23 protein-coding genes are annotated in these 25,557 nt (G+C 64.0%); 12 read left to right on the top strand and 11 right to left on the bottom strand.

What is annotated here, in order from left to right; translation table 11 throughout:
• Positions 1-100: 100 nt before the first annotated feature.
• Positions 101-739: a DNA-3-methyladenine glycosylase I gene (locus tag NKI61_RS26885; protein WP_023670545.1), complete on the bottom strand. Its 639-nt coding sequence runs from the start codon at positions 737-739 to the stop codon at positions 101-103.
• Between the two features lie 209 nt (positions 740-948).
• On the opposite strand from NKI61_RS26885, the gene NKI61_RS26880 reads away from it, so the two are divergent.
• Together NKI61_RS26880 and NKI61_RS26875 are read left to right on the top strand one after the other, a co-directional pair.
• The gene (locus NKI61_RS26880; protein WP_352841698.1) at positions 949-1,692 is read left to right on the top strand and encodes a L,D-transpeptidase; all 744 of its coding nucleotides are present in this window, start codon (positions 949-951) and stop codon (positions 1,690-1,692) included.
• Between the two features lie 271 nt (positions 1,693-1,963).
• The gene (locus NKI61_RS26875) at positions 1,964-2,884 is read left to right on the top strand and encodes a bifunctional 5,10-methylenetetrahydrofolate dehydrogenase/5,10-methenyltetrahydrofolate cyclohydrolase (protein ID WP_023670547.1); all 921 of its coding nucleotides are present in this window, start codon (positions 1,964-1,966) and stop codon (positions 2,882-2,884) included.
• Between the two features lie 4 nt (positions 2,885-2,888).
• Here the strand turns inward: NKI61_RS26875 and glcF are convergent, their stop codons facing one another.
• The 4 genes from glcF to NKI61_RS26855 form a co-directional block, all read right to left on the bottom strand.
• Complete coding sequence (glcF, locus tag NKI61_RS26870) at positions 2,889-4,214, bottom strand: glycolate oxidase subunit GlcF (protein WP_352841697.1); 1,326 nt, start codon at positions 4,212-4,214, stop codon at positions 2,889-2,891.
• 4 nt (positions 4,215-4,218) lie between these two features.
• The gene (locus tag NKI61_RS26865; protein WP_352841696.1) at positions 4,219-5,430 is read right to left on the bottom strand and encodes an FAD-binding protein; all 1,212 of its coding nucleotides are present in this window, start codon (positions 5,428-5,430) and stop codon (positions 4,219-4,221) included.
• A 235-nt stretch (positions 5,431-5,665) separates the two neighbouring features.
• Positions 5,666-7,162 carry an FAD-linked oxidase C-terminal domain-containing protein gene (locus NKI61_RS26860; RefSeq protein ID WP_352841693.1) on the bottom strand — a complete coding sequence of 499 codons (1,497 nt, stop codon included), beginning with the start codon at positions 7,160-7,162 and terminating at the stop codon, positions 5,666-5,668.
• A 265-nt stretch (positions 7,163-7,427) separates the two neighbouring features.
• Positions 7,428-8,750 carry a DUF3422 family protein gene (locus NKI61_RS26855; RefSeq protein WP_352841691.1) on the bottom strand — a complete coding sequence of 441 codons (1,323 nt, stop codon included), beginning with the start codon at positions 8,748-8,750 and terminating at the stop codon, positions 7,428-7,430.
• A 205-nt stretch (positions 8,751-8,955) separates the two neighbouring features.
• Between NKI61_RS26855 and NKI61_RS26850 the strand changes: the two genes are divergently transcribed.
• Genes NKI61_RS26850 through NKI61_RS26840 form a run of 3 tightly spaced genes read left to right on the top strand, consistent with a single transcriptional unit; the run spans position 8,956 to position 11,725 of the window.
• A complete protein-coding gene (locus tag NKI61_RS26850) occupies positions 8,956-9,753 on the top strand; it encodes an FCD domain-containing protein (RefSeq protein ID WP_023695102.1) in 798 nt (265 codons plus the stop codon).
• A gap of 12 nt (positions 9,754-9,765) precedes the next feature.
• Positions 9,766-10,902: an alpha-hydroxy acid oxidase gene (locus NKI61_RS26845; protein ID WP_023701294.1), complete on the top strand. Its 1,137-nt coding sequence runs from the start codon at positions 9,766-9,768 to the stop codon at positions 10,900-10,902.
• A 55-nt stretch (positions 10,903-10,957) separates the two neighbouring features.
• Positions 10,958-11,725, top strand: coding sequence for a metallophosphoesterase family protein (locus tag NKI61_RS26840; RefSeq protein WP_352545947.1), 768 nt, complete (start codon positions 10,958-10,960; stop codon positions 11,723-11,725).
• Here NKI61_RS26840 and NKI61_RS26835 read toward each other — a convergent pair.
• Both NKI61_RS26835 and NKI61_RS26830 read right to left on the bottom strand, forming a co-directional pair.
• The gene (locus NKI61_RS26835) at positions 11,722-11,862 is read right to left on the bottom strand and encodes a hypothetical protein (RefSeq protein ID WP_006206855.1); all 141 of its coding nucleotides are present in this window, start codon (positions 11,860-11,862) and stop codon (positions 11,722-11,724) included. The genes NKI61_RS26840 and NKI61_RS26835 overlap by 4 nt on opposite strands.
• Before the next feature lie 277 nt (positions 11,863-12,139).
• Positions 12,140-12,838, bottom strand: a complete 699-nt coding sequence (locus NKI61_RS26830; RefSeq protein ID WP_023692350.1) for a type 1 glutamine amidotransferase — start codon at positions 12,836-12,838, stop codon at positions 12,140-12,142.
• An 86-nt stretch (positions 12,839-12,924) separates the two neighbouring features.
• Between NKI61_RS26830 and NKI61_RS26825 the strand changes: the two genes are divergently transcribed.
• The 4 genes from NKI61_RS26825 (at position 12,925) to NKI61_RS26810 (ending at position 16,978) form a co-directional block, all read left to right on the top strand.
• On the top strand, positions 12,925-13,572 hold the full coding sequence (locus tag NKI61_RS26825; RefSeq protein WP_023692351.1) for a hypothetical protein: 648 nt from the start codon (positions 12,925-12,927) through the stop codon (positions 13,570-13,572).
• Between the two features lie 31 nt (positions 13,573-13,603).
• Positions 13,604-14,338, top strand: coding sequence for a 16S rRNA (uracil(1498)-N(3))-methyltransferase (locus NKI61_RS26820; RefSeq protein ID WP_023692352.1), 735 nt, complete (start codon positions 13,604-13,606; stop codon positions 14,336-14,338).
• A gap of 114 nt (positions 14,339-14,452) precedes the next feature.
• Complete coding sequence (locus NKI61_RS26815; RefSeq protein WP_352841688.1) at positions 14,453-15,826, top strand: glutamate--cysteine ligase; 1,374 nt, start codon at positions 14,453-14,455, stop codon at positions 15,824-15,826.
• Between the two features lie 90 nt (positions 15,827-15,916).
• On the top strand, positions 15,917-16,978 hold the full coding sequence (locus tag NKI61_RS26810) for a DUF937 domain-containing protein (protein WP_352841686.1): 1,062 nt from the start codon (positions 15,917-15,919) through the stop codon (positions 16,976-16,978).
• A 233-nt stretch (positions 16,979-17,211) separates the two neighbouring features.
• Here the strand turns inward: NKI61_RS26810 and NKI61_RS26805 are convergent, their stop codons facing one another.
• On the bottom strand, positions 17,212-17,502 hold the full coding sequence (locus NKI61_RS26805; protein WP_023670560.1) for a DUF1127 domain-containing protein: 291 nt from the start codon (positions 17,500-17,502) through the stop codon (positions 17,212-17,214).
• Between the two features lie 178 nt (positions 17,503-17,680).
• Between NKI61_RS26805 and NKI61_RS26800 the strand changes: the two genes are divergently transcribed.
• Positions 17,681-18,637 (top strand): LysR substrate-binding domain-containing protein, encoded by a 957-nt coding sequence (locus NKI61_RS26800; protein WP_023695095.1) that lies wholly within the window; start codon positions 17,681-17,683, stop codon positions 18,635-18,637.
• Between the two features lie 6 nt (positions 18,638-18,643).
• Here NKI61_RS26800 and NKI61_RS26795 read toward each other — a convergent pair whose 3' ends face one another.
• The gene (locus NKI61_RS26795; RefSeq protein WP_352841683.1) at positions 18,644-20,842 is read right to left on the bottom strand and encodes a bifunctional diguanylate cyclase/phosphodiesterase; all 2,199 of its coding nucleotides are present in this window, start codon (positions 20,840-20,842) and stop codon (positions 18,644-18,646) included.
• A 91-nt stretch (positions 20,843-20,933) separates the two neighbouring features.
• On the opposite strand from NKI61_RS26795, the gene xseA reads away from it, so the two are divergent.
• Together xseA and NKI61_RS26785 are read left to right on the top strand one after the other, a co-directional pair.
• Complete coding sequence (gene xseA, locus NKI61_RS26790) at positions 20,934-22,607, top strand: exodeoxyribonuclease VII large subunit (RefSeq protein WP_352841681.1); 1,674 nt, start codon at positions 20,934-20,936, stop codon at positions 22,605-22,607.
• A gap of 8 nt (positions 22,608-22,615) precedes the next feature.
• Complete coding sequence (locus NKI61_RS26785) at positions 22,616-23,734, top strand: DmpA family aminopeptidase (protein WP_352841679.1); 1,119 nt, start codon at positions 22,616-22,618, stop codon at positions 23,732-23,734.
• 33 nt (positions 23,735-23,767) lie between these two features.
• Here NKI61_RS26785 and NKI61_RS26780 read toward each other — a convergent pair whose 3' ends face one another.
• On the bottom strand, positions 23,768-24,010 hold the full coding sequence (locus tag NKI61_RS26780; protein ID WP_023670565.1) for a DUF768 domain-containing protein: 243 nt from the start codon (positions 24,008-24,010) through the stop codon (positions 23,768-23,770).
• 621 nt (positions 24,011-24,631) lie between these two features.
• The gene (locus NKI61_RS26775) at positions 24,632-25,525 is read right to left on the bottom strand and encodes a sugar phosphate isomerase/epimerase family protein (RefSeq protein ID WP_352841700.1); all 894 of its coding nucleotides are present in this window, start codon (positions 25,523-25,525) and stop codon (positions 24,632-24,634) included.
• Between the last annotated feature and the right edge of the window lie 32 nt (positions 25,526-25,557).

Here is a 25,557-nt window from a genome sequence, read left to right as displayed (position 1 = left end):
GATATCGCTGGCGCGAACCACCACGAAAGCGCAAGTTTCAGTCCATGCCAAAGCTATCTTAGCGCCTATGCCCACAAGGGGGAGGTAGGGGGACAGCGCCCTACTTCGGCCTCTTAAAGGCCTTGCGTTCCTTCTCCACCTGCTCCCGGCACACGCAGCCTTCGAGATGGTCGTTGACCAGGCCCATCGCCTGCATGAAGGCGTAGACCGTCGTCGGGCCGACAAAGGTCCAGCCGCGCTTTTTCAACTCCTTCGAAATCCTGATCGAGACCCCTGTCGTCGGGTTGGCGCGTAGATGCGCCATGTCCACCACCGCCGGCCGCTCCTTCGGCCCCGGCTCGAACTTCCAGAACCAGGCGGCCAGCGAGCCGAACTCGTCGACCATTTCGCACGCCCGTTTGGCGTTGTTGATGGTCGAGACGATCTTGCCGCGGTGGCGGATGATGCCGGCATTGGCGACCAGGCGCTCGACATCCTCGTCGGTGAAGGCAGCGACCTTGTCGAAGTCGAAACCGGCGAAGGCCTCGCGGAAATTCTCGCGCTTGCGCAGAATGGTCAGCCAGGACAGGCCGGACTGAAAGCCTTCGAGGCAGATCTTTTCGAACAGCCTGCGGTCGTCGGCGACCGGCCGGCCCCATTCATGGTCGTGGTAGTGCAGATAGTCCGGCAGATTGCCGTGCCAGAAGCAGCGCGTGATCCCGTCCGAGCCGGTAAGCAGTCCGGTGTTGTCTTGCGCCATGGCCAATCCATCCGTTAACGCGCTTTCGCGCTGCATTTACCGCGGCTTTACCAGATTCCTGAACCCGGCGGTAACCACACCAAAAGGTTTACTGACAAAGCGGCATTTTACGCATTCCGATTCATGTTTCGGTTGCCGCTTCGCGCCAAGGATCGCGCAACCGGGGGCAAGTTCCGCCTCCGTCCGTTCGACGATCAAGGTGCGTTCCGATGAAGATGTTTTTGCGTTCCGTGCTCGGCGCCGCGGCCATTCTGGCCGCCGGCGTCACATCCTCCGCCGCCAACGACCGATATGCCGACAGGCCGCCGGTTATGGTGAGCCCCGACCTTTCAGCGCCCTGGGTGCTGCAGCTCGGCCGCGCGCCCGGCATCGTGCGGCAGAACCGCCAGGCGGTTCAACAACCGCGCCTGCGCTACGCGCAGCCGGCGCGGCCCGATCGGGTGCGCACTGCTTCCGTGCAGGCGCCGGCCAAGCGCGTGGTGATGCGGCCGCAGATTAATCCGCTCTACCTGCCGCAGGAAGTCGCCTATGACGGCCCGCAGAAGCCGGGCACGATCGTCATCGATACGACGCAGAACTTCCTGTTCCTGGTCGAGAAGAACGGCAAGGCGCGGCGCTATGGCGTCGGCACCGGCAAGCCGGGCTTCGAATGGTCGGGCACGCACAAGATCACCAACAAGCGCGTCTGGCCGGATTGGCGCCCGCCAGCGGAGATGATCAAGCGCGAGGCTGCCAAGGGCCGCTACCTCCCGACCTATCTGGCCGGTGGCGAAGAGAATCCGCTCGGCGCCCGCGCGCTCTATCTCGGCACGACGGAATACCGCATCCACGGCACCAACCAGCCATGGACCATCGGCGGCTCGGTATCTTCCGGCTGTATCCGCATGCGCAACGAGGACGTGGTTGACCTTTACGAGAGGGTCAATGTTGGAACGACCGTGGTCGTGATATAGTCGGCTACCGAATCATCTGGTTCAGAAGGCTAGACCTTCAGGGATCGGGAAGAGTTTACGGGGGACGGGCCGTGTGGGGATGCGGCCAGTCAGAAAAGGGCAGCCTGGGAAACCGTGCTGCCCTTTCTCTTTGCGGCGGTAGCTGAGCCAGGCTGCGCCAGAACGTCGCGCCAGGGGGATGACGGTTCGCTTTCACGCTGCCTTGCCGCATTTCCCCTGCTATAGGGACGGCCAAACTCCCCTGCGCCAAACTCGCTGCAAAGGTTCAGCCATGTCTCCGCCAGACGATAGCCGCTATCTCCGGGGCGGCCCGGTCGCCCAGCGCATCATGGCATCCGTGCGCGAGGATGCCGCCATCGCCACCGCCGAAGGTTTTCCGCCCAAGCTGGTGTCGATCACCGTCGGCGATACCGCTGCCGTCGATGTCTATGTGCGCAACCAACGCGCCAAGGCCGCGCTTGCCGGCATCGGTTTCGAGGAGCGGCGGTTCCCCGCCGACATCAGCGCCGGCGAACTCGAGGCGGCGATCCATGGCCTGAACGCCGACCCGCGCGTCACCGGCATCATCATCCAGCGGCCGGTGCCGGCGCATATCCCGATCAAGACGCTGCAGGCTGCGGTGCATCCGCTGAAGGATGTCGAAGGCATGCACCCGGCCTCGATCGGCAACATCGTGTATAATCAGCTCGACCTTGCGCCTTGCACAGCTGCGGCCTCGGTCGAGCTGCTGAAGGAAACCGGCCTTGACCTCAAGGGGCTGGAAGTCGTCGTCGTCGGCCATTCTGAAATCGTCGGCAAGCCGATCGCCTTCCTGCTGATGAGCGAAGGCGCGACGGTAACGGTTTGCCATCACATGACGCGCTCGGTGGCCGCGCATGCGCGCCGCGCCGATGCGCTGTTCGTCGCGGTCGGCAAGCCCAGGCTGATCAAGGCCGATATGGTGAAGCCCGGGGCGGCCGTCATCGATATCGGCATCAATTCGGAGATCGGCCCGGACGGCACGAGCCGCATCGTCGGCGACGTCGACACCGAGAGCGTGAAGGAAGTCGCGTCCTGGATCACACCGGTGCCGGGCGGCGTCGGCCCGATCACCGTGGCGATCCTGCTGCGCAACACAATGGTAGCGCTCAGCCGCCAGCGCGCGCGCTATCAGGCGACGTATGGCGTGGTGGACAGGCTGGCGGCGGAGTAGCTGCTTACTCGGCGGCGACCAGGTGTCCTTCGGAGACGCCCTCCGGCTTCGGACCACCATAGGCCCAGTCCAGCAGCTTGATCGTGTGCACCACCGGCAGCTTTGCAGCCGAAGCGATCTGGGTGATGCAGCCGATGTTGCCGGTGGCAACGATCTCCGCGCCGGTCGCCTCGATGTTCTTCACCTTGCGGTCACGCAACCTTGCGGAAATCTCCGGCTGCAGGATGTTGTAGGTGCCGGCGGAGCCGCAGCACAGATGCCCCTCGCGCGGTTCGCGCACGACGAAGCCCGCCTTGGACAGCAGCTCCTTCGGCTGGCGGATGATCTTCTGACCGTGCTGCATCGAGCAGGCGGAGTGATAGGCGACGACGGTGCCGGGTTTGCGCACCGGCTCGGGCAGGTCGAGGCTTGCGAGGTATTCGGTAATGTCCCTGGCCAGCGCCGAGACCCGTGCGGCCTTGTCGGCATAGGCCGGATCGAGGCGCAGCATGAAGCCGTAATCCTTGATCGTGGTGCCGCAGCCGGACGCGGTGATGACGATCGCATCGAGCCCGCCCTGGTCGATGGCACGCGTCCATGCATCGACATTCTGCCGTGCCGAGGCAAGGGCTGCTGCCTCGCGGCCCATATGATGGACCAGCGCGCCGCAGCAGGCTTCGCCCTCCGGCACCACGACCTCGACGCCCAGCCGTGTCAACAATGCAATCGTCGTCTCATTGATGGCGGGGTCGAGTACCGATTGGGCGCAGCCGGTGAGGATGGCGACGCGACTTTTCTTCGTCCCCTTGCCGGCATGGACGCCGGGAGAGGCCATCGGCGAGGCCGCCGGGATCGATGCCGGCGCCAGCTTCAGCATCGCACCCAGCGGCCTCAGCGCCGGCAGCCTTTCGAACAGGCCGATGAATGGCTTGCCCAGTCTCGCCAATTTCAGCGCGGCGCGAAAGCGCGCGGGATAGGGCAGCACGAAGGCCAGCATGGCGCGGGTCAGCCGCTCGAGCAGCGGCCGCTTGTAAGTCTCCTCGATATGGGCGCGGGCATGGTCGACCAGGTGCATGTAGTTGACGCCCGACGGGCAGGTGGTCATGCAGGCCAGGCAGGACAGGCAGCGGTCGATATGGGTGACGATCTCCTTGTCGGCCGGGCGGCCATTCTCCAGCATGTCCTTGATGAGATAAATGCGCCCGCGCGGCGAATCGAGTTCGTTGCCAAGCGTCACATAGGTCGGGCAGGTGGCGGTGCAGAAGCCGCAATGCACGCATTTGCGCAGGATCTTCTCCGATTCCGCGACATGCGGATCAGCAAGCTGGGCAAGGGAGAAGTTGGTTTGCATTATCTTAGCCTTGGGCCATGCGGCCGCGATTGAGGATGGACTTGGGATCGAACTCGGCCTTGAGCCGCGCCGACAGTGCGGCCTTATGCGGTGCCTGCGGCTCGAACACCGGGACGGCGGCGCGATGCGAAGGGGTGGCGCGCACCAGCGTGGCGTGGCCGCCGCCAAGCTTTCTGATCAGCCCGCGCAGCAGGGCGGCCTCGGGATCGCCCTCCTCCATGCGCAGCCAGACCAGCCCGCCCTGCCAGTCGTAGAAGGCGCTGACACCGATCTGCATGCGCAGCGTCAGCACCATCTGATGGGCCTGAGACGGCGCCATGGAGACGCGCCAGACCGGCTTTTCGCTACGGTCGGCGAAGGGAGCGCAATCCCTGATATCACGCCAAAGGGCATGCGAGGCCTCGCCGGCAATGTCCTGCAACGGGCCGGCATTTTTCAGCAGGGTTTTCAGTGCCTCGATGCGATAGGCGACCGAAGGGCCGAACCCTTCGACGCGCAGCAGCGTCGCGGCGTCAGTGCCGAGCGCGCCGTCGGCGACACGCGCGGCGATCCGCTCCGGCAGATGCGCGGCGCTCGACACTTCGGCGCTGGAGCCGAGCGCCAGCGCCATGGCGGCGGCCGCCGCATCGTCGAGCAGGCCACGCACGGCAAGCGTGACCTCGGTCTCCGCCGCCGGCAACACCTTGAAGGTGACGTCGGTGAACACGGCCAGCGTCCCCCAGCTGTTGGCCATCAGCTTCGACAGGTCGTAGCCGGTGACATTCTTGACGACGCGGCCGCCGGACTTGAAAGCCTCGCCGCGGCCGGCAACGGCGTTGATGCCGAGGATGTGGTCGCGCGCGGCGCCCGCCTTCAGCCGGCGCGGGCCGGACAGGTTCGCGGCAAGCACACCGCCGATCGTGCCTCTTCCCTTGATGCCGCCGAACAATGGGCCGTAGTCCATCGGCTCGAAAGCAAGTTGCTGGCCGTTTTCGGCGAGCAGGCTTTCTATATCGGAAAGCGGTGTGCCGGCCTTCGCCGACAGCACCAGTTCGGCCGGCTCGTAGAGCGTGACGCCGGTGAGTTTTGAGAGATCGAGCGTGTGCTCGGTTTGCGATGGCCGACCGATGCCGCGCTTGGAGCCGTGGCCGATGGTCTCCAGCGGCGATTCCTCCGCAGCCGCCCATTGGACGGTGGAGAGGACTTCGGTGGACGAGGTGGGAGTGAAGGTGGTCATGGCGACGCGCCGCTTGCGAGTGCAGAGACGTCGAGTTCCTTCGTGCCCCCCTCTGTCCTGCCGGACATCTCCCCCACTTGGGGGGAGATTAGCAGCTTTGGCGACCGCGCCTCTCTAGCAACGTCGAAGATTGGCGAAGGCAGAGATGACTGGTGATCTCCCCCCTTGTGGGGGAGATGTCCGGCAGGACAGAGGGGGGCGCGAAGGATCGCCGACGTGAGACATTCCGCCCCCATCAAAACCTCGGAATATCCGGAAACGCGACCTGCCCGCGATGCACATGCATGCGTCCAAGCTCCGCGCAGCGGCGCAGTTGCGGGAACACTTTTCCCGGGTTGAGCAGATGGTTGGGATCGAAGGCGCATTTGACGCGCATTTGTTGGTCGAGGTCGATCTGGTTGAACATCTCCGGCATCAAATCGCGCTTCTCGACGCCGACGCCGTGCTCGCCGGTCAAGACGCCGCCGACCTTGACGCAGAGCCGCAAGATGTCGGCGCCAAAACTTTCCGCCTTGTCGAGTTCGCCCGGCAGGTTGGCGTCATAGAGGATCAGCGGATGCAGATTGCCGTCGCCGGCGTGGAAGACATTGGCGACGCCGAGGCCGTATTTCTCCGACAGTTCGCGCATGCCGGCGAGCACACCCGGCAATTCCTTGCGCGGGATGGTGCCATCCATGCAGTAATAGTCGGGCGAGATGCGGCCGACCGCCGGGAAGGCCGCCTTGCGACCGGCCCAGAAGCTCAGCCGCTCCTGTTCGGATTGCGAGACGCGGCATGTGGTGGAGCCGTTCCTGTAGGCGATCGCTTCGACGAGACCGATCAGGTGATCGACCTCGACGCCCGGCCCGTCGAGTTCGACGATCAGCAGCGCCTCGACATCAAGGGGATAGCCGGCGTGGACGAAATCTTCCGCGGCATGGATCGCCGGCCGGTCCATCATCTCCATGCCGCCAGGGATAATGCCGGCGCCGATGATGTCGGCGACGCATTGGCCGCCCTGCTCGCTGGTCGGAAAGCCGATCAGCAGAGCACGGGCCGTCTCTGGCTTTTTCAGGATGCGCACGGTGACCTCGGTGACGACGCCGAGCAGGCCTTCGGACCCCGTCATGACGCCGAGGAGATCATAGCCTTCCGAGTCCAGATGATTGCCGCCAAGCCGCACCACCTCGCCGTTCATCAGCACCATCTCAATGCCCAGCACATTGTTGGCGGTCAGGCCGTATTTCAGGCAGTGCACGCCGCCGGAATTTTCAGCGACATTGCCGCCGATCGAGCAGGCGATCTGGGAGGATGGATCGGGCGCATAGTAGAAGCCCTCCTGCTCGACGGCGGTGGTGATGCCGAGATTGGTGACGCCGGGCTGAGCGACGACGACGCGATCGGGATAGTCGATGGCAAGGATGCGGTTGAAGCGGCTCATGACCAGCAGCACGGCATCCTCGAGCGGCAACGCGCCGCCGGAGAGCGAGGTGCCGGAGCCGCGCGGCACGACACGGATGTTGCGGTCGTTGCAGTATTTCAGCACCCGCGACACCTGCGCCACCGTTTCCGGCAGCACCACGACCAGCGGCAATTGCCGGTAGGCGGTGAGACCGTCGCTTTCGAAGGCGCGCATTTCGTTGGTGGCGTCGACGACGCCCTCGCCCGGCACGATGATGCGCATATCGGCGACGATCTCTGCGCGCCTTCGCATCGTGGCGTCGTCTGGCTTGGGCATGACAAGGCCGGACATTGGCGGCGTCCTCCGCTTGGCTGGTAAAAATCTTTTACCAGTTACATCCGGATGTTGCAAACACCGCGTCGGGCAAAGAGCGTACTGCCAGCCTTCCGCAGCGGCAATCTGCCGCTATGGATCTTAACCCTCCCCCTTGTGGGGAGGGTCGCGAACGCAGTGAGCGGGGTGGGGGTCCGCGCGACGAAAGCTCTTTACGAGCACCCTCACCCCGATCCGCTATGCGGATCGACCCTCCCCACAAGGGGGAGGGTAAAGTGCGCTCCTACTCCCCCGGATGTTTCGCCGGCTCGGAGTGCATCCGCCTGACTCGCCGCACGCCCCACCAGACCAGCAGGATGGCGACCGGCACCGCGACGGCCGTGACGACTTCCGGTGCAAAGGCATGGCCGAAGATCGAGGCGCCCTTGGCGAGATAGGAGATCAGGCCGACGACATAGTAGGACACTGCCGCCACCGACAGGCCTTCCACCGTCTGCTGCAGCCGCAGTTGCAGCCGGGCACGGTTGTTCATCGACGCCAGCAGATCGCGGTTCTGCTTCTCGACCTCGACATCGACCCAGGTGCGCAGCAGCGTGGTGGCGCGGGTTAGTTTGCGCGACAGGTTGGCCTGGCGCTCCTCGACCGAACGGCAGGTGCGCATGGCGGGTGCCACCCGCCGCTGCAGGAAGCCGCCCCAAGTGTCGTAGCCGGGCACGGCTTCTTCGTCCAGCGCTTCCAGCCGCTCGACAACGATGCCGTCATAGGCGCGGCTGGCGCCGAAGCGATAGAGGCTGGAGGCGGCATCGGCTTCCAGCTCGGCGGCAAGCTCGGTCAGGTCGGCGAGCAGCGTCTGGCTGTCGCGGGTTTCAGTGACCTTCATTTCCAGCGTGGTCTGCGCCAACCGGTCTTCAATGCGGCGGGCGCGGCTCGACAGGGTCAGCGCCAGCGGCAGGCCGAGCATGGCAAGCGTGCGGTAGGTCTCGACGTCGATCAGCCGCTGCGACAGCGCGCCGGTCCGCGCCGGCGTCAGGCCGCGATCAAGCACCAGGATGCGGGTCAGGCCGTCGCCGTCCTGGCGGAAATCGGTGACGATGGCCGCATTGCCGCGCTCGACCAGCGAATAGCAGAGGCTCGTCGGGTCGAAGGCCGCAATCAGCTTCTCGCTTGCCGGCGTCCATTTGCGGATCTCCAGCCTTATGCCTGAGATCACCGTTCCCGGCGGCGAGAACCCGTTGCCGAAAGGAGAATCCTCCTGCGCCCTGCCGCTTTCGGCAAGCGGCCCTTCCCAAAGATAGGTCGAGAATTCCGTATGCCGCTCCCAGCGCAGCGTACCCTTGCCCCACTTCATGGCGTGGTGGCGGGCATGACGGTCGGGCGCCGCGATGCCGAGGCGCCGCGACAGTTCGGAGAGCACGGCCATGTCGACGCCGGAGCCGCCCTCGGTCATGAAGGCGAGTTGCACAAGCACGCGCGGCTTCTCGATCAGCGGATGCGGCCGGGCATGGACCTCGCCGATCGCGCCGGGCCGTCCCTCATGCGCGGCAAAGCCCATCACGCTGCCCTGGGCGCGCGGCTGGAATTCGAGGTTGGACGTCTCGTCCGACACGGTGGTCCCCCTGTTCTCGACCCTTCGTGTGATGGCGTCCTCTAAAGGCAATCCATGAGGCGCGTAAACACCAAAGTCTAGCATCGTAGGTCCTGCCGGCGCGACGCGCAGACCGACCCGATTGGGCGAATTGGATAAATAATTTGACCAGTTGGCGACGCTGGCTTTATCTTGCGCGACACCGGTTCAATTTCCCAGGCCCCCGTTGAGCGATATTTTCTCCAGGATCGAGCATTCGCGCACCGCCGACGAGGTGGTGCAGCAGATCGAAAGCCTGATCCTTGAAGGCGTGCTGCGCACCGGCGACCGGCTGCCGGGCGAGCGCGAGCTGGCGCGCCAATTCGACGTGTCGCGGCCGATCCTGCGCGATGCGCTGAAGGCGCTGGAAGGGCGCGGGCTGCTGATCACCAAGGCCGGCGGCGGCACCCATGTCGCCGACGTCATCGGCCAGTTGTTCACCAAGCCGGTGACCGACCTTATCTCGATGCACCGCAAGGCGGTGACCGACTATCTGGAATACCGCCGCGAGATCGAAGGTGTTGCGGCCGAATATGCGGCGCGGCGCGCGACAGCGGACGATATTGCGCTGCTCGACCGCATCATGGCGCGCATGGACGAGGCGCACCGCACCGGCGATTTCGACGACGAGGCGGAAATCGACGTCGAGTTCCACCATGCTGTGTGCGAATGCGCGCACAACATCATCCTCTTGCACACGCTGCGCTCCTGCTACCGGCTGCTGTCTGAAGGCGTGTTCCAGAACCGGCTTCTGGTGTTCAGCGTGCCCGGAGCGCGCGAGGCGCTGCTGGCCCAGCACGGCGCGATCTACAAAGCCGTGAAGGCCGGCGATCCCTCAGCAGCCCGCCAGGCGGCGATGGACCATATCTCCTATGTCGAGCGCTCGATGCTCGAGGCCGAACGCAGCGGCGACTGGCAGCGCGTGTCGCGGCTCAGGCTTAAGCAGCGCTCCGACGCCGACGACGGCTTCAAGACGACTGGCTAACGAGGAACCACCATGAGCGACATCCTCACCATTGCCGATCTCAAGGACCTGGCGCGCCGGCGGGTGCCGAAGATGTTCTACGACTATGCCGATTCCGGCGCCTGGACCGAAAGCACCTACCGCGCCAACGAGGAGGACTTCCAGAAGATAAAATTCCGTCAGCGCGTGCTGGTCGACATGAGCAACCGCTCGCTGGAATCGACCATGATCGGCGAGAAAGTGGCGATGCCGGTTGCGCTTGCCCCAACTGGAATGACCGGCATGCAGCATGCCGATGGCGAGATGCTGGCGGCGCAGGCGGCAGAGGAATTCGGCGTGCCGTTCACGCTGTCAACGATGAGCATCTGCTCGATCGAGGATGTCGCGTCGGTGACGAAGAAGCCGTTCTGGTTCCAGCTCTACGTGCTGCGCGACAAGGATTTCGTGCTCGACCTGATCGACAGGGCGAAGGCTGCGAAATGCTCGGCGCTGGTGTTGACGCTTGACCTGCAGATCCTGGGGCAGCGCCACAAGGATGTCCGCAACGGGCTGTCGGCGCCGCCCAAGATGACGCTGGCCAACATTGCCAACATCGCCATGCGGCCACGCTGGCTGATGGGCATTGCCGGCACCAAGCGCCGCACCTTCCGCAACATTGTCGGCCATGCCAAGGGCGTCGGCGACGTCGCTTCGCTGGCATCGTGGACGACGGAGCAGTTCGACCCGCACCTGTCGTGGAAGGATGTCGCCTGGATCAAGGAACGTTGGGGCGGCAAGCTGATCCTGAAAGGCATTCTCGACAAGGAGGACGCGCTGATGGCGGTCGAGACCGGCGCCGACGCCATCATCGTTTCCAACCATGGCGGGCGCCAGCTCGACGGCGCATCGTCGTCAATCATGGCGCTGGAAGAGATCACCGATGCCGTCGGCGACAGGATCGAGGTGCATATGGACGGCGGCATCCGCTCGGGCCAGGACGTGCTGAAGGCGCTTTGCCTCGGCGCCAAGGGCACCTATATCGGCCGCCCGTTCCTGTACGGATTGGGCGCCATGGGCAAGCAAGGTGTGACCCTGGCGCTGGACATCATCCGCAAGGAGATGGACATCACGCTGGCACTGTGCGGCAAACGGCTGGTGACCGAGATGGGCAAGGACCAGTTGCGGCGATAGGGTCTTGTTCACCGATTAGACCCTAGCCTCGCTGGATCACGGAGACGAAGCCGCCTTGATCGAGACCGGCATCCACTACCTCGACGCGCGCGCGCCCGATGGCATGCGCCTCTATGCGATCGGCGACGTGCATGGCCGGCTCGATCTGCTCGCCGCCATGCATCGCCGCATCGAGAGCGAACTCGAATACAAGCCGACCAGCGATTGGCGCGTCATCCACCTCGGCGACTATGTCGACCGCGGACCAGAGTCCAAGGGCGTCATAGACTTCCTGATCGAGGCACAGAAACGCGATCCACGGCATCTGATGCTCGCCGGCAACCACGATATCGGCTTCCTCGATTTTCTCGACGAGCCTGACCCGGAAGGGCTGTTCATCCGCTATGGCGGCGTGCAGACGGCACAATCCTATGGCGTCGACCTAGCGGGACACGCAAGCTGGTTCGGCAAGGCCGAGGCGTTACGGCGGGGACACCAGGCACTGGTCAATGCTGTACCGCAAGCCCATGTCGACTTCCTGCGGTCGCTGCAATTATCACTGATATCAGGTGATTTCTTCTTCTGCCATGCTGGCGTCAGGCCTGACGTGCCGCTGGAGAGCCAGAGCCCGCAGGATCTGGTCTGGATACGCGACGTCTTCCACAACCATCCAGGGCTTTACCCGAAGGTGATCGTGCACGGCCACACACCGGTGCCGGAGGCGGAGGTGATGCCGAACCGCGTCAATGTCGACACGCTCGCCTGGCAGTCAGGCATGCTCAGCGCGCTCGCCGTGGACGGCGCGGACAAGCGTATCCTGACTGTGCAGGGAAAAGCGTTTTAGCGAAGCGCGGCGGTGACGCCGTAGCCGTCGACGGCCTGATGGTTGTTGGCTGCATCGGCGGAATAAATGCCGAGACCGCACAAAACGATGGCAGACAGCATGACAAAGGACAGAAGCGCTGCTTTCACGGACGTCATCTCTAGTTGAGCTTCCTGCATCTGGGCACGAGGCGGTTACCAATGGGTTGAAACCGAGAATTCGTCTCAAAGTTTCGACGATTTCGCGCTTGTAGGTCGATTCTGTATCGGCGGTGTGTCGCGCGGATCACACAGAAGGTTCATCGCGGTTGCATTGCCGATGCATAGCGCGCGCCTTGTAGGATAGCGTTCGGCCACAAACCAAGGACGAAAGAAGTTGTCCCCGGCAGATTCCCCGCCGCGTGCCAATTATGCAACGGCCGCGCGTTGGCTGGGTTCAGATCGTCGCCACCCAGGCGCGGGCAATGGCCAAGCCCGCGGCATCAGCCTCGGGGCCGTTGAGAGCCATTTCGCTGTCGAGGCGATCGTGCCAGTCGGGATGGCGATCGGCAATCAGCGGCGCGAAGGACGTGCTCCAGTCCCTCACCATCGGCCGGTCGGCCTCGAAATGGAACTGGAAGCCGTAGACGGCGCGGCCGATTCGGAACGCCTGGTTCTCAGCAATTTCGCTGCCGGCAAGCCGCACCGCATTTGACGGCAGCGCGAAAGTGTCGTCGTGCCATTCGAAGATGGGGAAATCCTGGGGAAGTGCGCCAAGCACCGGATCGGTTCTGGCGTCCGGCGTCAGCGATACCTTGTGCCAGCCGAATTCCGAGGCGCCGCCGATCTGGTTCTCACCGCCGAAAGTGCGGGCAACCAACTGGCTGCCCAGGCAGATACCGAGAACCGAGCGATCCTTGGCGGCGAAATCGCGGGTCAGTTCGAGCAGCGCCGGGAAATACGGGTAGTCATCGTCGGCCAGCGCATTCTGACCGCCGCCAAGCATCACCATGGCATCGTGTCCGGTCGCGTCGTCCGGCAGCGCATCGCCCTTGTAGGGCCGGCGCAGGTCGAGATCGGCGCCGGCTTCGGCGAGCGCGGCACCAACCTGGCCAAGGCCGGTGTTGTCGTAGTTCTGGACCACCAGCACCCGCATCGCAAAACCCTGCTGACATGAAATGACGCGACGAGCGATATCATGTCGCCCGTATTGCAGCCAAGATGCGTATTCGGGAGAGAGCTATGCCACTGCAGAACCGGGTCGATCCGTTCGGCGCCATCCATGCCATATCCGAGCGCGGCCTGTTCACCGGCAATCGCGGCATCATCCACGATCCTGAGACCAAGACGCTGCTGAAAAAGCGTTGGGCCTTGCCGGCCTGGATCATCTGCGTCTGCCAATTCCGCAATGTGCGGCGCGAGCCGATGGGCAGGAACAGGCCGGGCGGCAGGGCCGGCTGGACCGAGTTGTTCTTCCTCGACGAGGTGACGGCGCTGGCCGCCGGGCACCGTCCCTGTTTCTATTGCCGGCGTGAGCGAGCCACGGATTTTGTCGGGCGTTTCGGCAAAGTCTTCGGTGTAAACGAACCGCGCGCGCCAATGGTGGACAAGCGGCTGCACAAGGAGCGGCTGGCTTCCGGCGGCAAGCCACCTGATGTCACCATGGGAGAGCTTGCCGAATTGCCGGACGGAGCGATGATCGCGGATGGCGGCTCGGCCTATGCGCTGCGCGGCGGCAACGCGCTGCCCTGGTCGTTCGCAGGCTATGGCGATGCGGCGGCCTTCGACAGCCTTGCCGGCCGGTCGCTGCGCCTGCTCACACCGGCCACGACCGTTTCGGTGCTGCGGCACGGTTTTGAACCGGTGTGGCATCGTTCCGCCGAGACTTGACGCCAGGCACCGCCTCGCCCATTCCTCGGCGATGCGCGCCAATTACAAGATGCAGCGGCTGTTCGTGCCGGACGACCTCGCGGCAGGCATCGAATTCGATGCCGGCCAGCAGCAGAGCCATTATCTCATGCATGTGCTGCGGCTCGGCGAAGGCGCCGAGATCCTGGTCTTCAACGGCCGCGACGGCGAGTGGTCGGCGGCGATTGCCACCAGGTCGAAAAGGGCGGTGCGGCTGAAGGTGCTGGCCTCGCAGAGACCGCAACCGCCCCTGCCTGACCTGATCTATTGCTTCGCGCCGCTGAAACAGGGCCGGCTCGACTATCTCGTGCAGAAGGCGGTCGAGATGGGCGCCGGCATCCTGCAGCCGGTGATCACCCAGCACACGCAAGTGGCAAAACCCTCCATCGACCGGCTGCGCGCCAATGTCGTCGAGGCGGCCGAGCAATGCGGCATACTGGCGGTGCCGGAAGTGCGCGAGGCCGAGAAATTCGAGCGCCTGCTCTCCGGCTGGGACAAGGAACGCCGGCTTATCTTCTGCGACGAGGATGCCTCGACCAACAATCCACTGCCAGCGCTGCAGGGGTTGAGGGAAAAGAAACTGGCGCTGATGGTGGGACCGGAAGGCGGCTTTTCCGACGAGGAACGCAAGATGCTGCGGGCGCTCCCCTTCGTCACCGCCATCCCGCTCGGACCGCGCATCCTGCGCGCCGATACGGCAGCGGTGGCGGCGCTTGCGGTGATGCAGGCGACGGTCGGAGACTGGTAAGAAGCGTAAAGATCAATTCCTGTTGACCTGTGGCTCAGGATTTTTCGCTTGATCGGCTGCTGACATTTCGTCCATTTAGCGCCGGCGGGCTCCGAGAGCCGCAGAGGGGGCCCCATGGCGCGCGACACAACCGATTTCCGGGCAATCGAAGGCATCGACGAACTGGTCGAGCATCTGGCCGAAGGCAACAAGCCGCGCGACAAGTGGCGCATCGGGACCGAGCACGAGAAGTTCCCCTTCTATGTCGACGGCAACGCGCCGGTGCCTTATGGCGGCGAGCGCGGCATCCGCGCCATCCTCGAAGGCATGCAGCAAAAGCTCGGCTGGGACCCGATCATCGATGACGGCCGCATCATCGGCCTGGTCGAGCCGACCGGACAGGGCGCGATCTCGCTGGAGCCTGGCGGCCAGTTCGAGCTGTCGGGCGCGCCGCTGGAAACGATCCACCAGACCTGCCGGGAGGGCAATGCGCATCTGGCGCAGGTACGCGAGATCGCCGAGCCGATGGGCATCCGCTTTCTCGGCCTCGGCGGCAGCCCGAAATGGTCGCTGGCCGAGACGCCGAAAATGCCGAAATCGCGCTACGAAATCATGACCCGCTACATGCCCAAGGTCGGCACCAAGGGTCTCGACATGATGTATCGCACCTGCACCATCCAGGTGAACCTCGACTTCGAAAGCGAAGCCGACATGCGCCGCAAGATGCAGGTGTCGCTGAAGCTGCAGCCACTGTCGACGGCGCTGTTTGCCAACTCGCCCTTCACCGACAGCCGGCCGAACGGGCTGCAGAGCTGGCGCGGCGACATCTGGCGCGACACCGACAACCAACGCTCGGGGCTGCTCGAATTCTGCTTCTCGCCCGAGTTCGGCTTTGCCGACTATGTCGAATGGGCGCTCGACGTGCCGATGTATTTCGTCATCCGCGACGGCCACTATCACGACATGACGCACATCACCTTCCGCCAGTTCATGGCCGGCGTTGCCCGCAATGAAGTACCGGAGGGACTGCCCACCATGGGCGACTGGGCGAACCATCTGTCGACGCTGTTCCCCGACGTCAGGCTGAAGCGCTTCCTCGAAATGCGCGGCGCCGATGGCGGGCCGTGGCGCCGCATCTGCGCGCTGCCGGCCTTCTGGGTCGGGCTGCTCTATGACGAGGCCGCGCTCGACGCCGCCGAGGCGCTGACTTCGAGCTGGACCTATGAAGAAACGCTGGCGATGCGCAATGCGGTGCCGGAACAAGGCATTTCCGCGCCGTTCCGCAACACGACGCTGCGTGAGATCGGCCGCGATGTAATGACCATTTCGCGCCTTGGGCTGAAAAATCGCGGCAGGAAGAACCGCGACGGCTATGACGAGACCTCGTTCCTCAACACGCTGGACGAAGTCGTGGCGCGCGGTACCACCAGTGCCGAGGAAATGCTGTCGGCCTACCACACGCGCTGGGGCGGCTCGATCGAGCCGGTGTTCATGGAATATGCGTATTAGCGTCCCGCCTTGAGCAGCGGCAAAAGCCGCTTCAATCGAACATCGAAACGAACTAGGTTCTCCCTCGAGGATTTCCGGGAGGAGAAACCGATGCCTACCTTGTTCGACATATTGGCGCAGGCGCAGAACGGCAACGGCATGCAGGCGCTTGCCCAGCAGTACGGGCTTTCCATGCAGCAGACGCAGGCGGCTGTCGCCGCTCTGCTGCCGGCCTTCTCGCAAGGGCTGCAACGCAACACCGCCGATCCCTATGGGCTAGGCGCCTTCATGACGGCGATGGCGAGCGGCCAGCACGCCAAATACTTCGAGGACGCGACCAGGGCTTTCTCACCGCAAGGCGTCAATGAGGGCAACGGCATTCTGGGTCATCTGTTCGGCTCGAAGGAGCTGTCGCGCGCGGTGGCCAGCCAGGCCGCGCAGGCGACCGGCGTCAGCCAGCAGATCCTGCAGCAGATGCTGCCGGCCATCGCTTCGATGGTGATGGGCGGATTGTTCAAGCAGACGACAAACCAGTTGACCGGGGGTCAGATGCAGGCCGCCGGTGGCTTCGGCGCCGGCAGCAATCCGCTCGGCGAGATCATCGAACAGATGATGCGGCAGGCGAGCGGCGGGGCACAGCCTGCGCCGCAGCCAGCACCCAATCCTTACGGTGAGAACCCGCTGGGCAAAGTGCTGCAGGACATGTTCGGCGGCGGCGCCCAACAGCCGCAAAGCCAGCCGCAACAGGCGCCCAACCCCTATGGCGACAATCCGCTGGGCAAGGTGCTGCAGGATATGTTCGGCGGTGGCGCGGCACAGCAACCGCAGGGCCGGCCGCAGCAGCCAACACAGCCGCAACAGACGCAGAGCCCTTACGGCGACAACCCGCTGGGCAAGATTTTTGAAGAGATGATGCGGCAAGGCGGTGGTGGCGGCTTCGGCCTGCCCGGTGGGCAGCCGGCGCCGCAGCAGCCGCAAGCACCCCAGCCGCGACAGGCACCGCAGGAGCGCCAGGCGCCGCAACCGCAGGCCAATCCGAGCGGCAGGCCACGCAATCCGTTCGACGATATTTTCGGCAAGATGTTCGAGACCGGCGCCCAGCAGCGCGACGACTATCAGAAGGGCGTGGAAACGATCTTCGACCAGTTCAAGCGGGACATGGACCGGCGGTAGTTGGCGGTAGTTGGGCGCTGACCTTCGCGGCTTCGGAGCAAGGAACGAAGCGACGCGGCGCAGACCGCACGATGACGACGGAGCTTTAAAAGAAAAGCCCGGTCCTGGAGGAGGACCGGGCCAGTGTGCAGGCTGGCCGGCGGGGAACCGGTAGGGAGTGGGGAGCCTGCTATACTCGTTGGTCGCAGCGAGCCTGAGAAAGGTTCACGGCAACCGAAACAATGCGCCCGATATCACGCTATCTGGCGGGCGAGATCTTCGATCGTATCGGCACGATCGCTCGCAATCGCACGCAGCTTCACGGTCGGATCGGCGCCGAACGGCACATCGATGGCGACATGGAGATCCGCGCGCGTCAGGCCGATATCGGCGAGTTCGGCGTCCGACATCTCGCCGAGGCGATAGAAGGCCCGGCGATTTTTCCAGGCCTGGTAGGCATTGAGAAGGGTGTTGGCCACGCGCGTCGCAACGGCCGGACGCGAGGTTATGCGCGAGGTCTCGGTGGCGAAATCAAACGTGGTCATGTCGGTCTCCTTCAGACTCGAACTGGACAAGACCAGGCGATCGGCGCTGGGGACAGCGGCCGTTCCGGTCTCGATTCACATGCCTTCATGTGGACAATGTGAATTTGCCACGCACCGATTGATTAATCCAACGAATGTTTCTAATCTTTAGCATCAACGCTACTGATGGATTGGACCGATGAAAGCGCCACTCGATCTCGACCAGTTGCAGACCTTCATCTCGATTGCCGATACCGGCAGCTTTACCCGCGCGGCCGAGGAAGTGCTGCGCACGCAATCGGCGGTGTCGATGCAGATGCGCCGGCTGGAAGAGCGGATCGGCAAGCCGCTGTTCGAAAAGGACGGCCGCACCAACAGGCTGACCGAGGAAGGCGACAAGCTGCTCTCCTACGCGCGCCGCCTGCTCTATCTCAACCGCGAAACGCTGGCCGCCTTCGATGACCAGCGGCTCGAAGGCACCATCCGCATCGGCACCCCCGACGACTATGCCGACCGGTTCCTGCCCGAAATCATGGCACGCTTCACACGGTCAAACCCGCGCGTCGAACTGACCGTCATCTGCGAGCCTACGCCAGGCTTGGTCGAGCATATCAAGCGCGGCAATCTCGATCTTGCGCTGGTGACGCACAACGATACGCGCGGCCAGTCGGAAGTGGTGCGGCGCGAGCCGCTGCTATGGGTGACCTCGGCCAACCATGCCACGCACGAACAGGAAGTGCTGCCGATGGCCTTCGGCCGGCCGAACTGCATCTGGCGGCGCGCCGCCGTCGATGTGCTCGACCGGCAAAACCGCGACTATCGAATCCTCTTCACCAGCTTCTCGGCCACCGTCATCACCGCCGCGGTGCTGTCGGGGCTGGCGATCTCGGTGCTGCCGGAATGCGCGCTGCGGCCCGGCATGCGAGTGCTGGGCGAAGCCGACGGTTTTGGCGCCCTGCCCGACTGCCGCATCGGCATCATGCGCGGCCAGACCTCGCGTCCCGAAATCGTCGACGCGCTGGCCCGGCACATCTCGGAAAGCCTCGACAATATTTCCGTGCCGCTCGGCGAAGAAACGGGAAGCTTCGATTTCGCCTCGCTCGCCTTCGCCAAGATGAAGCGGAGCAAGCCGAACCAGATCCTGCCTGGCTGGTAGGAACGATCAGGCCGACGCTGCCGCCTCCGTCGTTGCGTTGGCCGACGACAGGCCGGGCAGCGCCACCAATTGCGCCGGCTCCAGCGGCGGCGACAAGAGGTAGCCCTGCAGCTGCTGGCAGCCCATGGCGACCAGCAGCGCCTTTTGCACCTCGGTCTCTACGCCCTCGGCGGTGACCTCGACCTTGAGCGCGCCGGCGAGATCGATCAGCGCCTTGACGATGGCGCCCGAATTGCCGTCGCCGTCGAGAAGCCGCACGAAGGAGCGGTCGATCTTGAGCTTGTCGATGGCATGGCGGCGCAGATAGCTCAGCGACGAATAGCCGGTGCCGAAATCGTCGAGCACAATGCCGACGCCCGACTGGCGCAAGGCTGCCAGAGCCGCTCTGGTGGTGTCGTTGTTTTCCAGGAGAACGTTTTCGGTGATCTCGAGCTGCAGGCGCTTCGGCGCCAGTCCCGTTTCGGCGAGGATCGAGGCAACCTCTTCGGCAAAGCCGGCGTCGCGCAATTGCAGCGGCGAGACATTGACGGCGAGCCACGGCAGTTTGGTCTTCACGGCGAAGCGGCAGGCTTCCAGCAGGGCCCATGCGCCGAGCTGCCCGATCATGCCGCGTTCCTCGGCGATGGCGATGAACTGCGCCGCCGGCAGTGCGCCATGGACCTCATGCGCCCAGCGGATCAGCGCCTCGGCGCCGACAATGGTCTTGCCGTCGCTGGCAAAGACCGGCTGGTAGGCGAGCTTGATACCGGTGCCGCCATTTAGCGCGCTGCGCAGCTCGCTCTCGACCTTGCGCTTGCGCAGCAAAAGGTCGTCCATGTCGCCGGCGAAGACCTGGTAGCGGCCACGGCCGTTCTTCTTGGCTTCGTAGAGCGCGATGTCGGCCTTGCGCAGCAGATCGTCTGCATCGGCATCAGGGCCTGTCGACAAGGCTATGCCGATGCTGGCGCTGACAAAGACCTGATCGTCCATCAGTTTGAACGGCTCCTGCAGTTTCTGCAGCACCCTCTCGGAAATATCCTCTGCGTTCCTGACGTCGCGGACATCGATCAGGATTACCGCGAATTCGTCGCCACCCAACCTTGCCACCGTGTCGACGTCGCGAACCGTATGCTGAAGCCTGGCCGCCGTCTGGCGCACGAGTTCGTCGCCTGCCGGGTGACCAAGCGTGTCGTTGACATGCTTGAAGCGATCTAGATCGAGATAAAGCAGCGCGACCTTGCTTTCATTGCCGGAGGTAAGCAAGGCACGCCGCAGCCTGTCCTCGAACAGTGCCCGGTTGGGCAGGCCGGTGAGCGTGTCGTGAAAGGCGAGATATTGCGCCTGGGCCTGGCTGGTCTGCAGCGCCGATGACGCACGGCGCAGACGCCGGAGCAGAAAGGCGAGCACGCTCGCCGCAACCAGCGCGGCCAGAGCCAGGGCCGGGCTGGCCTTGCCCACCAGCGTCAGGCCGGGCCGTTCCTGGTCCCAGGCAATATAGCCGAGGATGACACCCTGTTTGTCGATAAGCGGAATGGCAGCCGAGCCAAGCGGCTGAGCCATCGGCAGGAGATGCGCCCCCGCCAGAAGATATTTCTGCGCGATCTTGCCGATCACCGCGTCGTTGATGAACTCTATGGAGACATACAGATATTCGCTGCCGGATGCCTGGGTGACGCGATCCGAACTCGGCACCAGAGGCATGACGCTGAGTATGGCAGGCTGACCGCCAAGCGAGACCAGATCGTCGGCAACGAATTTTGCGCCGGCCTGGCTTGCGTCCTTGCTCATCATCTGGCGCAACCTGGCGATTGTCGGCCGCAAAGCGGGTTCGTCCTCGCCAAAGACGGCAGGCGAGACGACCTTCCCTTCGCGCATGGCGTGGACCGGCCGGTTGGCGTCGTCCAGCACATAGACCCGGTTGTGGCCGTAATACGAGGACATCCAGACGCTGAGATTCTCTGCCATCCAGGTCTGGTTGCCGGCCTTGGCGTTGATAACGGAATCATCCCAGACGGCGACGCTTTCCTGCTCGCGCTTTACCGCGGCGACCTGGTCCTGCAGGCCGTTGGCCAGGAAAACCTTCTGCCGCTCGAGCGAGACCCGGTCGGCCTGCATGGTGGCGTAAAGGCCGAAGCCGACAACGATGGCCAGTGCAAAAACGGCAAGCGTCAGCACCGTCAGGGTGACCTGGAACGTCAACGGGCTGCGTTGTCTGCGGGCGCTCATGCGTCCTCCTTGGCCCAGAGTCAATCAGGACAGGCTTAAGATCAAGTTATGGAATCTTGACGCGGAGCGACAACAGCCACTCAATCGGCCGATGAGCGACGCAGAATCCGAATCACGAACCAATGCCACCGAATACACGGTGAGCGAGATTTCCGGCGCGCTGAAGCGCACGGTCGAGGATGTCTTCGGCCATGTGCGGGTGCGCGGCGAAATTTCCGGCTATCGCGGGCCGCACTCTTCCGGCCATGCCTATTTCACCCTGAAGGACGACCGCGCGCGGCTTGACGCGGTGGTCTGGAAAGGCACGATGGGCCGGCTGAAATTCCGCCCCGAAGAGGGGATGGAGGTGATCGCCACCGGCAAACTCACCACCTATCCCGGCAAATCCAACTACCAGATCGTCATCGACAATCTCGAGCCGGCGGGCGCCGGGGCGCTGATGGCGCTTTTGGAAGAGCGCAAGCGGCGACTGCAGGCCGAAGGGCTGTTCGACGCCGGCCGCAAGCGGCGGCTGCCCTTCATGCCGCGCACCATCGGCGTCGTCACCTCGCCGACCGGATCGGTGATCCGTGACATCATCCATCGCATCAAGGACCGCTTTCCGCTGCATGTGCTGGTCTGGCCGGTAAGAGTCCAGGGCGAGACTGCGGGGGCGGAAGTGACGGCCGCCGTCAACGGCTTCAACGCGCTGGCCTGGGATGGCGCGATTGCCCAGCCCGACCTTCTGATCGTGGCGCGCGGCGGCGGCAGCCTCGAGGACCTCTGGGGGTTCAACGATGAAGGGCTGGCGCGCGCCGTCGCCGCCTCGCGCATCCCGGTGATTTCGGCCGTCGGCCACGAGACCGACTGGACCTTGATCGACCTCGTCGCCGACATCCGCGCACCGACGCCGACAGGTGCGGCGGAGATCGCGGTGCCGGTGAAAGCGGACCTCGAAGCGACACTAGCCAGTCTTGGCGCACGTCTCAAAGCAGCCACCTTGCGCAATTTCGAACGCAAGCGGCAGGCTTCACGTGCGGCGGCCCGGGCACTGCCCTCGCCCGACCAGTTGCTGGCGCTGCCGCGACGGCGGCTGGACGAGGCGGCCAGCCGGCTTAGCCGGGGGCTGATGGTCTCCACCGAAAGAAAGCGAGCTCGGTTCTTCGCCGTGAAGCTCACTCCGGCAACGCTGTCGCGGCGGATTGCCGAGGCGCGACGAACCAACGACCGCAACCTTTTGCGCGCCCAGGGGGCGCTGCGCGCATTGGCGAGAGCCCGGCGCGCGGAACTCAATCGCGCAGCGGATCAACTGCCAAAATGCGCAAAAGCATCCCTGCAACGGCACAGGCAGCAACTGGCTTTGCTGCAAGGCCGCATTACGATCGAGCCAACGGCACGGCGGCAAACCGTGCAGAGGGATCTGCTGACAGCTTTGACGAGACGCGGCACGCAGGCGGTACTGCTCAGGCTGGAGCGACTGCGCGGCCGCATCGTCCAATCCGAGAGGCTGATGGCAACGCTGTCGCACAAGGCTGTGCTGGCCCGCGGCTTCGCGCTGGTCAAGGATGCCGACGGCGCGGTGATCAAACTGGCAGTTGATGTGGCGCCGGGCGCTGGCCTGCAGCTGGAGTTCGCCGACGGCATCGTAAATGCAGTCGCGACCGGCGACGCCGAGCGGGTGCAGGTCGTTGCCAAACCAGCGGCCACGCCGCCCGCCAGCAAACCCGCCGCAAAGCCGACGGCCAGCAAACCGAAAGAACCGGGCAATCAGGGCTCGCTTTTTTAGAGGACCGCATGACCGGACATGACCCGCATCTTCAAACGCCGGCGGGCAAGCCGCGCGCCCGTGCTTTCGGCATTGCCTTCGAGGGCACGCCGGGCGGCTTCAACACCATCACCGATGTGCCCGGCGTATCGGTCGGCTATGCGACGCTGATTTCCGGCGAGGGTCTGCTCGAGGTTGGCACGGGGCCGGTGCGCACCGGCGTCACCGCCATCCTGCCGCGGCCGTTGGCTGAGCTCGCCACGCCGGTGTTTGCCGGTGTCTTCAGCCAGAACGGCAATGGCGAGTTGACGGGGTCGCACATTATCGAGGAAGTCGGCGCCTTCAACCTGCCCGTCACGATCACCAACACGCATTCCTGCGGCGTTACCCGCGACGGCACGCTGCGCTGGATGCAACGCGTGCTGCCGGCGGCGCTCGACAGCGGCTGGGGCCTGCCGGTTGCGGCGGAGACCTATGATGGTTTCCTCAACGACATCAACGGTCATCACGTCGGCTTCGAACATGTCGAAGCCGCGCTCGACGGTGCCGCCGGTGGAGCGATCGAGGAAGGCAGTGTCGGCGGTGGCGCTGGCATGATTGCCTTTGGCTTCAAGGCCGGCTCGGGCACGGCATCCCGCATCATCGAGTGGCAGGGTATCAGGCATACGGTCGGCGTATTCGTGCAGGCGAATTTCGGCAAGCGGCGCAATTTCACACTGCGCGGCGCCCGCGTCGGGCCCGATCTGGTAGAGCCGGCGATGCGCGAAGGCACGCCGCGTGCCGAAAAGGGCTCGATCATCGCCATCGTCGCCACCGATGCGCCATTTCTGCCGCACCAGATGAAGCGGCTGGCAAAGCGCGTGCCGCTCGGCATCGCCATGACAGGCGGCTTCGGCTACCACAGTTCGGGCGACATTTTTCTGGCCTTCACCACCGCCAATCCGCAAGCAGCACTTGCACCATCGGGACGAACCGCAAACGTCGCTTACATCCCGGACGTCGATATCGATCCGTTCTTCGATGCGGTGGCGCAAGGCGTAGAGGAGGCGATCCTCAATGCAATGGTCGCCAATGAGGATATGAGCGGACGCGACGGCAATTTCGTGCCGGCGCTGCCGAAGGCCTGGCTGAAAGATCGATTTGGATAGAGGACAAGGCCTGGCGGCGCCAGGCCTGTTGCGTCACGGCTTGGCCGCGTTGCTCTGGTCGGCCTCGGCCGCCTCTTCGAGCCGCGATGCGATCAGTTCCTGGATGTCGCCGACTTCTTCCTGGATATCTTCCAGCGGAATGCCGACCTCAGCGGCCTTCGCCGCGCACTCCTTGGCGAGGGTCTCGGCCTGCTTCTCGATCTTTACCGGCGAGTGCTGGCAGTGGACCTTTTCACCGATCCATCCGCGCAAGAACTCGATCGCATGTTCACTCATACTGCTTTTCCCTGGCGGCTATGCCGGTTGGTAACCGTAAACGTCCGCACCCGGTAAAGGATGCATGCTGCCATTCGAACCGAGTCGGCTTCGCCCGGCAAGTTGATCTTGTCGGAGGTCCGAAGAGCCGAATGAAGGGAAGGGTTCAATGAGCACGTTCTGATTGTTTGATAGAGTGGTACGTTGGCCGGGATCGGCTTCGGCTCTATGCTGTTGTTCTTACGATCTTTTCCTGCTGTCGACGGCCGATTTGTATCACAATAGGGATCGCAACGCGTAACACATTTTCTGCTGCTTCGTGGTACACCGCCACAGCTACACGGTCGAAGCCGCCGCTATATAGTGACATCATTATGCGATGTCGACTCTATCAGCCATCCTGCTTCTTTCCGCCGCGCTGTGTCAAACGTCATCCCCGTCCAGTATGGAGATCGGATGGCCCCGGAGGGCGTATGAAGATGTTGATTTTATTGCGTTTCGTGGGCCAAAATCAGAAAGCTCTCGTCAGCGTCACCCCGCTCGACTGCCTCCGCCACACTCAGCGCCTCCGACGTCGATTCCTTGCACGTAAGGCGCGGGCCGGATGAACGACAACATTGGCGCTTTGGCAGCGCGCTCCTGCTAAGGACGATGTCTCGATGCAACAAGCTCTGCCTTTCGCTGCGCCGTCTCCAGACCGATTGAGATGAAGGCGCGCGCATGCCGGGCCAATTCCATATTGTCGGACCACAGATTGCGCCAGATCGCGGTCTTCCGTGACAGGTTCTCGTCGACGATCTTCGACGAGAAGGATTCAAAGCTGAGGTCGTCCCTATAGCCGATCGCGGTCAGCGCATCGAAGATGGCGGCAAAGTTGATATTGCCGGTGCCGAGGAAACCGCGATGGCTCTCGCCGATATGGACATAACCGATCTTGTCAGCGGCATGGCGGATAGCCAGTCCGACATCGGCCTCCTCGATGTTCATGTGGAAGGTATCGAGGTGCAGGAAGATGTTGTCGGAGCCGGTGTCCGCGATGAAGGCCAGGCCTTGTGAAGCGGTGTTGAGCAGATTGCTTTCGAAGCGGTTGACGATCTCCAGATTGAGCGTGACGCCGGCGGCCTTGGCCGTCTCCGCAACCTTCGCAAGTGTACCCGCGCTGCGGTTCCACTGATCGCGCGTCGGCGCCTGCGTCTGCAAGCCGTGGCTGGTACTGAGGATGCCGCCAATCTTCTGGCCGCCGAGATCGCGGGTGAGCGCGATCGTCTCGTTGAGGATCTCGACGCCGCGCGCGGCAACCGCCTTGTCGGCACTCGAAATGTCGCCGTCGGCCGGCAGGCCGATGCTGATCGCGACGCCGAGCTTGAGGTCGGCGATGCGCCTGGCCAACCCGCCAACGTCGACATTGGCGGGGTCAAGATAGGAGAACTCGATCAGGTCGAAACCGGCCTCCTTGGTGTTGGCCAGCGTCCGTTCGAGGTCGCCTTGCGCCGAACTCGCCGACCAGACGAAGGAATGAATACCGATGCGCGACATGATCGTCTCCCGTTTCTGGAATTGAGATGCGG

This window comes from Mesorhizobium sp. M0514 (assembly GCF_040321145.1).
Taxonomy (GTDB): Bacteria; Pseudomonadota; Alphaproteobacteria; order Rhizobiales; family Rhizobiaceae; genus Mesorhizobium.
Note: the sequence above shows the minus strand (reverse complement) of the source record. Positions and strands in the feature narration are given on the sequence as shown.

What these genes read in the sequence shown, in the direction of transcription:
- NKI61_RS26815 (WP_352841688.1), top strand. Translation starts at nt 14,453, where the DNA reads ATGGCGCGCGACACAACCGATTTCCGGGCAATCGAAGGCATCGACGAA.
- NKI61_RS26875 (WP_023670547.1), top strand. Translation starts at nt 1,964, where the DNA reads ATGTCTCCGCCAGACGATAGCCGCTATCTCCGGGGCGGCCCGGTCGCC.
- NKI61_RS26775 (WP_352841700.1), bottom strand. Translation starts at nt 25,525, where the DNA reads ATGTCGCGCATCGGTATTCATTCCTTCGTCTGGTCGGCGAGTTCGGCG.
- NKI61_RS26810 (WP_352841686.1), top strand. Translation starts at nt 15,917, where the DNA reads ATGCCTACCTTGTTCGACATATTGGCGCAGGCGCAGAACGGCAACGGC.
- glcF (WP_352841697.1), bottom strand. Translation starts at nt 4,214, where the DNA reads ATGCAAACCAACTTCTCCCTTGCCCAGCTTGCTGATCCGCATGTCGCG.
- NKI61_RS26885 (WP_023670545.1), bottom strand. Translation starts at nt 739, where the DNA reads ATGGCGCAAGACAACACCGGACTGCTTACCGGCTCGGACGGGATCACG.
- NKI61_RS26880 (WP_352841698.1), top strand. Translation starts at nt 949, where the DNA reads ATGAAGATGTTTTTGCGTTCCGTGCTCGGCGCCGCGGCCATTCTGGCC.
- NKI61_RS26835 (WP_006206855.1), bottom strand. Translation starts at nt 11,862, where the DNA reads ATGACGTCCGTGAAAGCAGCGCTTCTGTCCTTTGTCATGCTGTCTGCC.
- xseA (WP_352841681.1), top strand. Translation starts at nt 20,934, where the DNA reads ATGAGCGACGCAGAATCCGAATCACGAACCAATGCCACCGAATACACG.
- NKI61_RS26830 (WP_023692350.1), bottom strand. Translation starts at nt 12,838, where the DNA reads ATGCGGGTGCTGGTGGTCCAGAACTACGACAACACCGGCCTTGGCCAG.
- NKI61_RS26820 (WP_023692352.1), top strand. Translation starts at nt 13,604, where the DNA reads ATGCGCGCCAATTACAAGATGCAGCGGCTGTTCGTGCCGGACGACCTC.
- NKI61_RS26860 (WP_352841693.1), bottom strand. Translation starts at nt 7,162, where the DNA reads ATGTCCGGCCTTGTCATGCCCAAGCCAGACGACGCCACGATGCGAAGG.
- NKI61_RS26795 (WP_352841683.1), bottom strand. Translation starts at nt 20,842, where the DNA reads ATGAGCGCCCGCAGACAACGCAGCCCGTTGACGTTCCAGGTCACCCTG.
- NKI61_RS26785 (WP_352841679.1), top strand. Translation starts at nt 22,616, where the DNA reads ATGACCGGACATGACCCGCATCTTCAAACGCCGGCGGGCAAGCCGCGC.
- NKI61_RS26845 (WP_023701294.1), top strand. Translation starts at nt 9,766, where the DNA reads ATGAGCGACATCCTCACCATTGCCGATCTCAAGGACCTGGCGCGCCGG.
- NKI61_RS26805 (WP_023670560.1), bottom strand. Translation starts at nt 17,502, where the DNA reads ATGACCACGTTTGATTTCGCCACCGAGACCTCGCGCATAACCTCGCGT.
- NKI61_RS26780 (WP_023670565.1), bottom strand. Translation starts at nt 24,010, where the DNA reads ATGAGTGAACATGCGATCGAGTTCTTGCGCGGATGGATCGGTGAAAAG.
- NKI61_RS26825 (WP_023692351.1), top strand. Translation starts at nt 12,925, where the DNA reads ATGCCACTGCAGAACCGGGTCGATCCGTTCGGCGCCATCCATGCCATA.
- NKI61_RS26800 (WP_023695095.1), top strand. Translation starts at nt 17,681, where the DNA reads ATGAAAGCGCCACTCGATCTCGACCAGTTGCAGACCTTCATCTCGATT.
- NKI61_RS26865 (WP_352841696.1), bottom strand. Translation starts at nt 5,430, where the DNA reads ATGACCACCTTCACTCCCACCTCGTCCACCGAAGTCCTCTCCACCGTC.